The 11,991-nt window shown below is 50.4% G+C and carries 12 protein-coding genes; 5 read left to right on the top strand and 7 right to left on the bottom strand.

Going from position 1 to position 11,991, the window contains the following annotated elements; translation table 11 throughout:
* Window positions 1-83: 83 nt before the first annotated feature.
* Window positions 84-308, bottom strand: a complete 225-nt coding sequence (locus BM101_RS05525; protein ID WP_087033267.1) for a hypothetical protein — start codon at window positions 306-308, stop codon at window positions 84-86.
* A gap of 61 nt (window positions 309-369) precedes the next feature.
* Window positions 370-786: a bis(5'-nucleosyl)-tetraphosphatase gene (locus BM101_RS05520; RefSeq protein WP_087033268.1), complete on the bottom strand. Its 417-nt coding sequence runs from the start codon at window positions 784-786 to the stop codon at window positions 370-372.
* Between the two features lie 373 nt (window positions 787-1,159).
* Between BM101_RS05520 and BM101_RS05515 the strand changes: the two genes are divergently transcribed.
* Both BM101_RS05515 and BM101_RS05510 read left to right on the top strand, forming a co-directional pair.
* The gene (locus BM101_RS05515) at window positions 1,160-2,488 is read left to right on the top strand and encodes a uracil-xanthine permease family protein (RefSeq protein ID WP_087033269.1); all 1,329 of its coding nucleotides are present in this window, start codon (window positions 1,160-1,162) and stop codon (window positions 2,486-2,488) included.
* A gap of 117 nt (window positions 2,489-2,605) precedes the next feature.
* Complete coding sequence (locus BM101_RS05510; RefSeq protein WP_087033270.1) at window positions 2,606-3,598, top strand: asparaginase; 993 nt, start codon at window positions 2,606-2,608, stop codon at window positions 3,596-3,598.
* 378 nt (window positions 3,599-3,976) lie between these two features.
* Here BM101_RS05510 and pdxT read toward each other — a convergent pair whose 3' ends face one another.
* On the bottom strand, window positions 3,977-4,579 hold the full coding sequence (gene pdxT / locus BM101_RS05505; protein WP_087033271.1) for a pyridoxal 5'-phosphate synthase glutaminase subunit PdxT: 603 nt from the start codon (window positions 4,577-4,579) through the stop codon (window positions 3,977-3,979).
* A 2-nt stretch (window positions 4,580-4,581) separates the two neighbouring features.
* Window positions 4,582-5,472: a pyridoxal 5'-phosphate synthase lyase subunit PdxS gene (pdxS, locus tag BM101_RS05500; RefSeq protein ID WP_087033272.1), complete on the bottom strand. Its 891-nt coding sequence runs from the start codon at window positions 5,470-5,472 to the stop codon at window positions 4,582-4,584.
* Between the two features lie 147 nt (window positions 5,473-5,619).
* On the opposite strand from pdxS, the gene BM101_RS05495 reads away from it, so the two are divergent.
* The gene (locus BM101_RS05495; protein WP_087033273.1) at window positions 5,620-7,020 is read left to right on the top strand and encodes an aminotransferase-like domain-containing protein; all 1,401 of its coding nucleotides are present in this window, start codon (window positions 5,620-5,622) and stop codon (window positions 7,018-7,020) included.
* Window positions 7,021-7,125: 105 nt separating this feature from the next.
* The gene (locus BM101_RS05490) at window positions 7,126-7,770 is read left to right on the top strand and encodes a pentapeptide repeat-containing protein (protein WP_179193092.1); all 645 of its coding nucleotides are present in this window, start codon (window positions 7,126-7,128) and stop codon (window positions 7,768-7,770) included.
* 90 nt (window positions 7,771-7,860) lie between these two features.
* Here BM101_RS05490 and BM101_RS05485 read toward each other — a convergent pair whose 3' ends face one another.
* The 3 genes from BM101_RS05485 to thrC all read right to left on the bottom strand — a co-directional run bounded on the left by BM101_RS05485 (window position 7,861) and on the right by thrC (window position 10,586).
* Complete coding sequence (locus BM101_RS05485; protein WP_087033275.1) at window positions 7,861-8,481, bottom strand: HD domain-containing protein; 621 nt, start codon at window positions 8,479-8,481, stop codon at window positions 7,861-7,863.
* Window positions 8,482-8,497: 16 nt separating this feature from the next.
* Window positions 8,498-8,953, bottom strand: coding sequence for a YaiI/YqxD family protein (locus tag BM101_RS05480; protein ID WP_087033276.1), 456 nt, complete (start codon window positions 8,951-8,953; stop codon window positions 8,498-8,500).
* A gap of 142 nt (window positions 8,954-9,095) precedes the next feature.
* Window positions 9,096-10,586 (bottom strand): threonine synthase, encoded by a 1,491-nt coding sequence (gene thrC / locus BM101_RS05475; protein WP_087033277.1) that lies wholly within the window; start codon window positions 10,584-10,586, stop codon window positions 9,096-9,098.
* Window positions 10,587-10,799: 213 nt separating this feature from the next.
* Here thrC and BM101_RS05470 point away from each other — a divergent pair, with 213 nt between their 5' ends.
* Window positions 10,800-11,720, top strand: coding sequence for a hypothetical protein (locus tag BM101_RS05470; RefSeq protein ID WP_143084434.1), 921 nt, complete (start codon window positions 10,800-10,802; stop codon window positions 11,718-11,720).
* Window positions 11,721-11,991: the final 271 nt, after the last annotated feature.

Genomic DNA, 11,991 nt, shown 5'->3' with positions numbered 1-11,991 from the left:
CTGATGAGCGACCGGTCCCGCCGTTTAGATGTTGCTCAATCTAAGCGGCGGGACCGTAATGTCTATAATATGTTCGTTCTTGTTTAGACTTCATATTCCAATGCTTTTTTGGCCTCATCTTCTGTGTCGACTTTGTGGATGGTGGGCTTGTTCTTCTTGCCGATTCCGTAGACCCACCAACTCCAAAAGTCATCGCCTTTGAGGTGGGAGATGCCGCCCATGCGGACGCCGCTTTTGTATAGATTGTATTCCGTATAGTCTCCATCTGTTTTTTCTGAATTTAGCCAAAAAGTACTAGTCTTTTTCATGTTCGATTCCTCCATTATCTTCAAAATATCGTAATCAAGAGTAGTGCCGTTTCCGGTTGGATCAGTTTTTCAAGCCTTCGACAAAGTCAATTGCGGTCTGCAGAATGTACTTGTCGTTGGCATAGGTGACTTTTGCCAAGGCGTCATTCATCGGCAGCCAAATGTAGTCCGCGACCTCCGCGTCCTGTTTTTGGATCTCTTCATCAGCCGCGAAAGCCAGAAAATAAACGACCTCTTTCGTGATGCCTTCCGCGGGTGAGTAGCTGACCGCTTTTCGGTAGGCCGTGCTTATTTCAACCTGCAGCCCGGTTTCTTCCTTGATTTCCCGTGCAGCCGTTTCGATTTCCGTTTCGTCGTTTTCGACATGGCCTTTCGGGAACGCCCAATGGCCGCCGTTCTCGTGCTGGATCAGCAATACTTTCCGGTTGCCGTTGTTGCTGGAAAGAACAATGGCTCCGCATGATTTTTCTTTTTTCATAGATTTTCCTCCTGTTGTAGGGAGTTGTCTAACCCTCATCTGCTATTATAGCAAAATAATCGGAAAATAATGATGAAAAGATTCTAGTTTCGAAGCGGATGCATCTTTGCCACTTGGGATTTTTTTCGTTGGTGAGGGGTTTTCGTTTCAAAATGGAGGTTTTACGGAGAGAAACGCCGGTTTTGCTTATAATGTTCGGATTTTGATGAGCTTTTTATAGTAAATGTGAATTTTCTAATAATGTAAGCACTTATATTTCGTTATTTATTATTTACTTATTGGAATAAAATCGATATAATTTGTTTTATCATAAAAATATACGAATTATATTTCATTCAGCTATTATTAATGTTCGTAATATAGGGGGATATTCATGGAAAAGATAAAAAGTACAGGCTTAGTATACGGTGTTGAAGACAAACCGGATTTGGGAACGACCGTCGTTCTCGGTTTTCAAAACGTCATCACGGCATTTGGCGGATTGGTCGCTGTTCCGCTTATCATTTCTGGGATTGCCGGTTTCGGCGTTGCGGACACTGCTTATATGGTCAGTGCGGCATTGTTGGCATCTGGTGTGGTGTCCATCATCCAATCAAAAAGTTTCGGACCGAAATGGTTCCGTGTCGGTGCAGGGATGCCGACGATCATGGGCACAGACTTCGCATTCGTTGCTCCGGCTGCTTCCGTAATCGGTGCCGGTGGTATCTTGGGTTACTTCGGTGGTACGATGCTGGGCGCTTTGCTGGAAATCGTTTTAAGCTATTTTGTTAAGCCCTTGATGAAATTCTTCCCTCCGGTTGTAACCGGGTCGGTTATTTCCTTGATGGGGATGACGCTTATGTCCGTTGCGATGGGCTGGGCCGGCGGCGGTTTCGGATCAGAAAACTTCGGCGCTCCGCTCAACATCGGCATTGCGGTGTTTGTGTTCTTGGTCATTGCGTTGCTTAACCATTACGGCAGCAGAAGAATCGCTCCTGCCGCGGTATTGATCGGCGCTATCATCGGTTATGTCGTCTGTATCCCATTAGGATTGGTCGATTTCAGCCAAGTTGCCTCCGCTGAATGGTTCGCTTTCCCGCAATTGTTCAAATTTGGGGTGCCATCGTTCAAATTGGAATATGCTCTTCCTTTCGTATCCGGTTATTTGGTGACCGTCATTGAAACGGTTGGGGTGATGCAGACGCTTGGGGTTGTGACAGAGACAAAACTGAGCGATGAACGGATCGCTGCCGGCGTCCGTGCCGATGGATTCGGTTCGTTCATCGCGCCGTTCATGGGTTCCGGTCCGGCTGCCACATTCAGCCAAAACGCCGGGTTGATTCCGTTGACCCGCAACGCTTCCCGTACCGTTGCGATCATGGGTGGATTCATCATGATCGTGATGAGCCTTTTCCCTAAATTCGCTACCCTTATCTCCATCATGCCGCTGCCTGTTTTGGGTGGAGCCGGTATCTTGATGTTCGGTACGGTAGCAGCTGCAGGTGTGCAATCCTTGTCGCGCGTTGATTTCAACAACCGCAACATGATCATCGTTGCTTCCGCATTGGGGATTGGTTTGGGCGTATCCTTCGTGCCGGATACAGTGGCGCAATTGCCGGGTATTTTGAGCGGATTATTCTCATCCGGCATTTCCGCCGGTACAATCGTCGCTTTATTATTGAACATCATCTTGAAAGAAAAAGACGAAACAGCCGCTGCATAGGCAGGGCTAATAGAAAATCATAAAAGAGTCAGGGCATACCAGTAAATTGGATGTCCTGACTCTTTGCTTTTGTGCGATAATGGGTAATAACGAAAGTATGAAACAGGGGGTTTGCAAGTGAAAAAAATATTGATGATCGGGACAGGCGGAACGATCGCCTCTAAAGTCACCGAGAATGGTTTGGATCCGCAATTGACATCGGATGAGATCCTGAAATATATTCCGACCATTTCGGACGTATGCGAAGTGGAGACGATCCAGATCTGCAATATCGACAGCACGAATATTTCACCGGATATTTGGATTCTGATGGTGGAAACGATCCGGTCCAACTACGACGCTTATGATGGTTTCGTCGTAACCCATGGGACGGACACGATGGCGTATACCGCCGCGGCATTGTCCTACCTGATCCAACATTCGCCAAAACCGATTGTGGTCACGGGGGCGCAAAAACCGATCAATGTGGAAGTGACCGATTCCAAAACGAATCTGTTCGACAGCTTCCTCTATGCAGCGTCCGACAAAGCCAGCGGGGTGCAGATTGTGTTCAACGGAAAGGTCATCCTGGGGACGCGCGCCAGAAAGACGCATTCAAAAAGTCTGCAGGCTTTTTCCAGCATCAATTACCCCTATTTGGCCATCATCCAGGACAGCCATCTGATCCAGTACATCACCACCGAAAAGGCGGCAGAGCCGATCTTCTTTGATAAATTGGATGCCAAAGTCGGGCTCTTTAAACTGACGCCGGGTGCGGATGCCGATATTCTGTCCTATATGCTGGAAAAAAATGATGCCGTCATCGTGGAAAGCTACGGTGTCGGGGGGATCCCTTCGCTGCCGCAATACCGTTACTACGATGTCATCCAACAGTGGACAGAGAAGGGGAAGACGGTAGTCATGACGACGCAAGTGCCGAACGAAGGCAGCGATATGACGATCTATAAAGTCGGGAATCAGCTCAAAGATAAGGTGAGCGTTCTGGAAGCCTACGACATGATCACCGAAGCCGTCCTCTGCAAATTGATGTGGATACTGGGCCAGACCGCTGATCCGGATAGGATAAAGGAGCTGTTCTACACAACCGTCAGCAACGATATATTATACTGAAAAAAGTGAGAAAAAAAGCGTTTAGACCCCGATGGCATTTCACGATATTAATTGTCAAGAAAGGGGCTGATTGGACTCGAGGAAGCTCCGTTCTCCGGCGAGGGACCTGTCGACCGGAGCAGATTTATTTCCGGGCAGTCGTACCCCGGCGAAGCCTTGCTGTCCGGAGGTGATATTTTTTTGGATTCTCTTCTCCGGCGAAAATGCAGCTCACCGGAGGAGCGAATTTTCGCCGGGAATCCACCGCACCTGCCATCCAAAAAAGCCTTACCGTGACTAGGGATCACTTCCGAATCTTCAGTTTGTATGTGCCACTTCAAAATAGACCAAGGAGACTGCCTCGATTGAGACGGCCTCCTTGGTCTATTTGTGGAACTTTCAGTGGACCGTGCGACCGTTTGTTGATCCTTGGTTCACTTTTTCTAGGAAATACTGCAGTACGGCCAAATCATCCGTCAACTCGGGATGGAAGGCGGTGACCAGGATCTGATCGGTTTCGGCGGCCACGATTTTGCCGTCGATGGTAGCCAAAACGGTGACGCCGGCACCGACGGATTGGATATAAGGCGCGCGGATGAAGACGGCTTCCACCGGCTCTGCGATCCCTTCAAAAGGAAGCAGCGCTTCGAAACTGTCGATTTGACGGCCGAAGCCATTCCGTTCCACTTCCATTTCGATGAAACCGAGACGGAGATCGCCGGTCGGATGGCTGCGGTCGGTGCTGCACAGAATCAGGCCGGCACAGGTGCCGAAAATCGGCTTGCCGGCTTCGAAGAAAGTCCGCAACGGCTCTTCCAGGTGTTGCTCGCGGATCAGCCGGCCGATGGCGGTCGATTCACCGCCGGGAATGATGAGCCCGTCCAGCCCGTCCAAGTCGGCGGGCAGCTTCACGGCTGTGGCGCGGGCGCCCAATTTTTCAAGCGACAGGATATGTTCGGTAACGGCCCCTTGCAAAGCCAATACGCCGATTTTTTTTGTCATGCTTACCAGCCTCTTTCCTGCATGCGTTCGGAAGCTTGGAGGGTACTGATGTCGATTCCTTTCATCGGTTCGCCCAAGCCTTTGGACAATTCAGCCAACAAGGCATAGTCTTCGTAATTGGTTGTCGCACGGACGATGGCGCGGGCGAATTTTTCGGGATTTTCGGCTTTGAAGATGCCGGATCCGACGAAGATGCCGTCCGCCCCCAAACTCATCATCAAGGCCGCATCGGCTGGCGTCGCAACGCCGCCTGCGGCGAAGTTCACGACCGGCAATTTGCCGAGCAGTTTCACTTGCTTCACCAATTCGTAAGACGCTCCGATTTCCTTGGCGAATGTCATCAATTCGTCATCCGATTTCGTGATCAATAGACGGATTTGTCCGTTCACTTTGCGCATATGGCGGACGGCCTCCACGATATTTCCGGTTCCCGGTTCGCCTTTCGTACGCAACATCGATGCGCCTTCACCGATGCGGCGCAAGGCTTCGCCCAGATCGCGGCAGCCGCAGACGAAGGGAACGGTGTAGTCCGATTTCAACAGGTGGAATTCCTCGTCGGCAGGGGTCAGTACTTCGCTTTCGTCGATGTAGTCGACGCCCATCGCTTCCAGGATGCGCGCTTCGGTGATGTGGCCGATGCGGGCTTTCGCCATGACCGGGATGCTGACGGCGTTCATCACTTCCTCCACGATGGTAGGGTCTGCCATCCGGGCAACACCGCCGGCCGCACGGATATCGGAAGGGACGCGTTCCAGAGCCATAACCGCTACGGCGCCGGCCGCTTCTGCGATCCGGGCTTGCTCCGCATTCACCACATCCATGATGACACCGCCTTTTTGCATTTGCGCCATGCCGCGTTTCACTTTTTCAGAACCAATAATTTTTGTTGTCATTGATAATCCTCCTTGGATAAAATAATAAACAGATTAAAGAATGATTAAATATTAATTTATTTTGCAGCGGATGCCTACATCCAATTGGACTGTTTCCATACCAACCAATTTGATGTATAATAAGAAAAAAGTTTGAGGGGTGAGCGAATGGCTGAATGGAGGCTGGAGCAAGAGCGAGGAAGGCCGCTCTATCAACAGATCATGCAAGCGATCGAAGAGAAGATAAAAGCCGGCGAATTGGTGCCCGGCAGGCCCTTGCCGGCCGAAAGGAAATTGGCCGAAGCGCTGGCAGTCAATCGTTCCACCGTCATCCGGGCGTTGGAAGAATTGACGATGCAGGGGATATTGATCCGCAAAAGGGGGAGCGGCACCTATGTGAACCCGAATAAATGGGGGATGCAGACCAAGCCTATCATCAATTGGCAGACGTCGCTGACGCCGGATAATCTGTCGGCGGCGAGCCCCTATCAAAAAGCAGCCAAGGGGCTGCTGACACAGCACCGTTCCCGGGAAATAATGGATTTGGGCAACGGGGACTTGCCGAAGGACCTCTTGCCGGAGTTGAAGATGCCGGATATGTCTTTGGGGGAGATGCTGCAGGGGGAATTGGCTTTCAGCCAAGAGAACAGGGGGATGCTGTCGACAAGGGAGAGCGTCCAGGAACATCTGAAGCAGGCATACGGGATGGCCGTTCCGATCGAGGAAATCCTCATCACCTCGGGTACCCAGCAAGCGTTGTTTCTGATTACCCAAGGGCTGCTGAAGCCGGGTGACGCAATCGGCATCGAGGCGCCGTCCTACTTTTATTCGCTGCGGCTGTTCCAGGCGGCAGGCCTGCGGATCGTACCCATTCCGATGGATGCGGAAGGCATGACCGTCAAAGGGCTGCAGGAAGCCTCGCTGCAGTATCCATTGAAGATGATTTTCCTGAATCCCGTTTTCCAGAATCCGACCGGAACGATCATGAGCCCGGAACGGAAACAGGCAATCCTGGATTACTGTCTGCTGAAGCGCATCCCGATCGTGGAGGATGATGCTTACGGCAGTTTCGTTTTTGACGAAGCCGTCGACAACCGGCCTTTGAAAAGCCTGGACGATCGCCAACAGGTGCTGTATGTGGGGTCGTTGTCAAAATTCGCGGGCCAGCACATCCGCATCGGCTGGATGGTCGGACCAACTGCTATTTTGAAGGAATTGGCGGACATCAGGGAGCAGATCGATTCCGGCTTGAGTTTTCTGCCGCAACTGTTGGCGGATCATTATCTGACTAGCGAGATAATGAAACATCAGCCGATCATCGTGGATGCCCTGAGAGACCGTGCGGAGAAATTGGAAAACTGGTTGAAAGGGAAATTCGGTGATCAAATCGTCTTCGAACCGGCAAAAGGGGGGTTCCATCTGTACTGCCGTTTTCCGGATAAGCAGGAAGAAGAGATGGACCGCATCCTGCAGGGACTGCTGGCTGAAAAAGTGATCGTGAAGGAAGGTCTGCTGTTCGGGGACCAAAAAAACGCCATCCGAGTGAGCTTCGGGCACTTCAAACTGTAGCGTTGTGCCCGTAAAGAGATTTTTCTCCAGCCGCACCTTTTTCCCTGATGGAATCGTGTTATACTGTTGGAAATATGAAGTCGAATGCAAAGGGGAACAGAAAAAGTGGCCGTAAAAATCATGAAACCGAAAGTACCATCGGAATTACCAGAAAAGCATTTTGAAGACGTCTATGATGCGGGGGAACCCTATATCGATAACGCGCTCTTCAAGGACTGCACGATTTCCCTCGCCACCGACTCAGCGGTGGAGTTCACCGAGGTCAAGTTCGATAATGTGACGTTCGATGAAGCGGCCGTTTCCAAAATGTACTTGCGCGACGTGGTGTTCGAACGCTGCGATTTGGCGAATGCCCAGCTCAGTGAAATGACGATGAAACGGGTCACTTTCCTGAATTGCCGTTTAGTCGGGACGTCCTTTGCGGAGAGCTATTTTGAGGATGTCGTTTTCCAGGATTGCAATCTGCAGTTGGCCGCGCTTGGTTTCAGCAAGCAGAAAAACGTGCATTATGCCAGCTGCCGCCTGAAGGATGCCGATTTCTACGAGAACAAGCTGGCGAAGGTGGCTTTTACGGATTGCGACCTGTCGGGCATCAATTTTGTCGGCACCGCCCTGAAGGGGATCGATATCAGCAGCTCGCAATTTGACCGCATCAGCGTCACCATCGAAGATCTGAAAGGATGCATCGTAAGCCAGGAACAGGCGCTGGATTTCTTGGTCATGTTGGGATTGGTCATCAAAGGGAATTAACCAAAAATGGCGAACGAAGTTAAAAAATTAGAGGGTGGACACAAATCAGCAATAATGATTTGTGACCACCCTCTTTATTCTTTTAGCCCATCATTTGCCGTCCCATTCATCGTAGAAGTCCTGCAGGAACTGTTCCATTCTTTGATGGCGGATAAGCGCCTTTTGTTTGCCGGTTTCGGTGTTCATCTTGTCCTTCAGCTGCAGCAGCTTTTCGTAAAAATGGCTGATGGTATCGCCTTCTTCGCCTTCGGTGCGATCCGGATTATAAAGGGGGCGGTCTTTATGTCCGCCATAGGCAAAGGCGCGTGCGATGCCGATGTTGCCGATCGCGTCCAGCCGATCCGCATCCTGGACGATCTGTCCTTCGATGCTGGTCAAGACGTGTTTGTTTTTGCCTTGCTTGAAGGACATGTTGTTCACGATGTAGACGACTGCTTGGATGACGGAATCGCCGACTTCAAACGGCGTCAGAATAGTGGTGATGATATCTTCCCGGTCATCATCGGTATAGCCGAATTTATGGTCCGCGACGTCATGTAGGAGGGCGGCCAAGGCGATGACGAAGGGATTCCCTTGCTGTTCGGCTTTGGCGATGTCCATCGCGGTGTTGTAGACCCGCAACGTGTGCCACCAGTCGTGTCCGGTGGATTCGTTTCTTAATTTTTCCGCGACGAGGTGTTTCACATCTTCGATAATGATTTCATTGCGCATATTGTTCACGCTCCCTTTATGATTCTGTTGTCTTTTCCTTAAGGATAGTGACCAGCAAATGCCTGAACTTATGGCGGTCTTCTGTCGTGAATGGTTTCGGTCCCTTTGTCCGTTTGCCGCTTTTGCGGATCATGGCGCTCAGATAACGGGATTCCAGCAGCTGTCCGATATTGTCGTTGTCATATTGGAAACCTTTGTGGTGCAGCACGGTCAGACCTTTCGGCAATGCGAGGGAAGCCAACCCGTAGTCCTGCGTAACCAAAAGGTCGCCTTTTACGGCCAATTGGATGATCCGGAAATCGGCTGCGTCCGCTCCCGAATCCACGTATACGGTCTTGACGCCGGGCGGTTGTTCGGCGTTGGAATAATGCGAAAAGCTGGTGACGATCGTGACGGGAATCTTTCTGCGCACGGCTTCCTCGATCACGATGTCTTTTACGGGGCAGGCATCCCCGTCAATCAATATTTTCATAAGGTTTCTCTCATTTCTGTAGCGGATTCTGCTCAAGTCTATTTTACCAAAATATGGACAAGAAGTACCGCAATACGAAGGCAATAAAAAAACTGATGATCTGGAGTGATCCAGATCATCAGTATGAATGTTACTATTGGAATTAACGTTTCAATCCAAGGATGGATTCCACGCTGTCCTGCATTTCGTCGGAGGCGATGACCGTGTCATGACGCACTTCGGCATGAAGCAGTTCTTCGATCGCTTTTGGATAAGCGACACCGCTCAATTCTCTCAAGCGTTCCAACATTTCTTCCATCGTTCCGTCACCGAATTCAGGGTCGATGGCGTCCAATACAGCCTGCGGGAATTTATATGGGCTGGCTGTGGATGCGATGACGATCGGCGTAGCATCGTTTGTTTCCGCAGTATAGCTGTTTGCGACATGCGCAGCAACGGCTGTATGCGGATCGATGACATAGCCGTCCGTATGGTACAAGCTTGCGATCTGTGCGGATACTTCCGCTTCGTTCGCGTAGTCGGCGTAGAAATCTTTTGCTTTTTCTTTCATCGCTGCCGTCACTTCGTAGCGTCCCACTTCTTTCAACTGGTTCATGAATGTTTGGATGGCTTGCGGATTTTCGTCAGCCATCAAATACAAGAGACGTTCCAGATTGCTGGAAACCAAGATATCCATGGATGGGGAAGTCGTCAGGATGAAGTCGCGATTGCGGTCATAGGCTCCTGTTTGGAAGAAGTCGACCAAGACTTTGTTTTCGTTTGAAGCGATGACCAATTTTTGGATCGGCAAGCCCATTTGTTTCGCAAAGTAGGCAGCTAAGATGTTTCCGAAGTTACCGGTAGGCACAACCACGTTCATGGGTTCACCGGCAGCGATGGCGCCTTGTTTGACCATTTGACCATAAGCGTACACATAGTAAGCGACTTGCGGAATCAAACGCCCGATGTTGATTGAGTTGGCGGATGAGAATTGATAGCCGGCAGCATCCAGACGTGCCGCCAAATCGGCATTTCCGAACATGTTCTTCACGTTTGTCTGTGCATCGTCGAAGTTTCCATCGATGGAAACGACATAGGTGTTGTCGCCTTTTTGCGTAACCATCTGTTTTTCTTGGATGGCGCTGACGCCGTTCTTCGGATAGAAGACGATGATTTTCGTGTTCGGTACATCAGCGAAGCCGACAAGGGCAGCTTTTCCGGTATCGCCGGAAGTCGCCGTCAAAATCACGATTTCTTTTGTGCTGCCGTTTTTCTTGGCGGAAGTCGTCAAGAGGTGCGGCAGGATGGATAGGGCCATATCCTTGAATGCAATGGTCGGGCCATGGAACAATTCCAAGTAGTAGTGGCCGTCTGCTTTCACAAGCGGAGCGATCGTCGCATCGTCGAATTTTTCATCGTAGGCGGCCGCGATACAGTGCTTTAATTCCTCTTCGGTAAAATCATCAAAAAAGTTTTTCATTACGGCATAGGCTGTTTCTTGATAGGTCAGGTTGGCCAGTTGATCCAGCGCAATATCTAAGGAAGGGATATGATCAGGTACATACAACCCGCCATCGGGAGCTATTCCTCTTAATATTGCTTGTGAAGCCGTCAGTGTATTTCCTGCGTCTCGCGTACTATGGTAGGTCGTCACGGATTCAGTCTCCTCTACAAATTTCTATTTTAAAATTAAAATTTTCTCATAAAGAGTATGCCACATTTCCGTTGAAAACTCAATAAAATATCGCATTTGGACACAATTCCATCGGTCTCCGGAAACTGGCGGAGAGGGGATTGCAGCGAAGGGCGTATCTCTTGCGGATGAAAACGGTTGCGTATATCATTAAGGCAGAAAGGGATGAGAGCGGTGTCAAAAAAACGGATGGTTTTCCTAACAGGTATGTTGTTTGTATCATCTATACTCGGCAGTTGCAGCTTGTTTCAGAAGGCGGACTCCTCTTCCGGCGTTTCCAGTGTCAGTGCATCTTTAGCCAGTGAGCCGGACGGATCCTCTGCTGTTTCCAGCAGTTCGGCAAAGGATAGTTCCGGTTCGGATTCAGAAAAGGAATCATCTTCCGGATCGATTCCTGAGTCGGAAAGTTCAGCGGAAAGTCAAGAAAGCGGTGGTGCGGGTACCGGGCAAACAACCGGGGTGGTGCTGCAGGAAGTGGCGGATAGTCTGGGGGAAAGCCCGCTGAACCTGCCGGCGTGGCTCCCGCTTGAACCGGGCTATGCTTTTGTCAGCGCCAAGACGGAACGGACGACATACGGTTATTTCATCACGTATTACGAAACGAAGGAACCGATTGCGGTAAACGCACCCGCTTTGGCTGATAGTCAGCAGGCTTCCCCGATAGCCACTTTTGAAGCGACCGTCTATGTCAGCAAAGCCGCTGCTGCTGTAGCGGTGGATCATCATGATGCCGGTCAGGGATACGGACCAAGCGCTCCGCCAAAAGTAGACTTGGGATACGGCATCAGTGGCTACCAGGATTCCGGAGCCGGTTCGACCTTTTTGGGATGGAATGAAGGCAACTGGCTGCTGGAAACGAGGCAGCTGATCAGTGACGGGGAGCGTGGCGTCTCCTCCGCAAGGGCAGTTGTCCAAGCCTTGGAAACACTCTTTTTACCGCCGCCGAAAGATACGGGTCACATCCGCATCGATTACGCAGACCCCTCTGTACCGCGGACGACGATCAAATGGCAAGAAGAGGAAGTCGTCTACTCCATCGATAGCACCAAAGACCCGATAGCCATCCTGGAGATGGCGGCAAGCATCAAGAAATGATTGTCGTTCGATTTCAGTCGGTCAAAAAAGAGAGTGAGACAAAAAGCGTTTAGACCCGAATCACTGGAGCGAATAAGCGGAGGATGGTCGCAGACCGTCTGAGCATTATTCGTGAAGTGACTTCAGGTCTGCTTTTTGGAACACGTTTACGGTTAATTGTTAGGAAATGCGAACGAGGCTAGGAATTTTGTCCCAGCCCCCTTTTGTTGTATGCCGAGAATTGTGGAGTTCCAACGGAATAAACCCGCCGAAAGTGGTTCGACAATTTAAA

The organism is Trichococcus palustris, from assembly GCF_900114465.1.
Lineage (GTDB): Bacteria > Bacillota > Bacilli > Lactobacillales > Aerococcaceae > Trichococcus > Trichococcus palustris.
Note: the sequence above shows the minus strand (reverse complement) of the source record. Positions and strands in the feature narration are given on the sequence as shown.

Coding starts and splice junctions, on each gene's coding strand:
- BM101_RS05525 (WP_087033267.1), bottom strand. CDS start 308: ATGAAAAAGACTAGTACTTTTTGGCTAAATTCAGAAAAAACAGATGGA.
- BM101_RS05520 (WP_087033268.1), bottom strand. CDS start 786: ATGAAAAAAGAAAAATCATGCGGAGCCATTGTTCTTTCCAGCAACAAC.
- BM101_RS05515 (WP_087033269.1), top strand. CDS start 1,160: ATGGAAAAGATAAAAAGTACAGGCTTAGTATACGGTGTTGAAGACAAA.
- pdxT (WP_087033271.1), bottom strand. CDS start 4,579: ATGACAAAAAAAATCGGCGTATTGGCTTTGCAAGGGGCCGTTACCGAA.
- pdxS (WP_087033272.1), bottom strand. CDS start 5,472: ATGACAACAAAAATTATTGGTTCTGAAAAAGTGAAACGCGGCATGGCG.
- BM101_RS05495 (WP_087033273.1), top strand. CDS start 5,620: ATGGCTGAATGGAGGCTGGAGCAAGAGCGAGGAAGGCCGCTCTATCAA.
- BM101_RS05485 (WP_087033275.1), bottom strand. CDS start 8,481: ATGCGCAATGAAATCATTATCGAAGATGTGAAACACCTCGTCGCGGAA.
- BM101_RS05480 (WP_087033276.1), bottom strand. CDS start 8,953: ATGAAAATATTGATTGACGGGGATGCCTGCCCCGTAAAAGACATCGTG.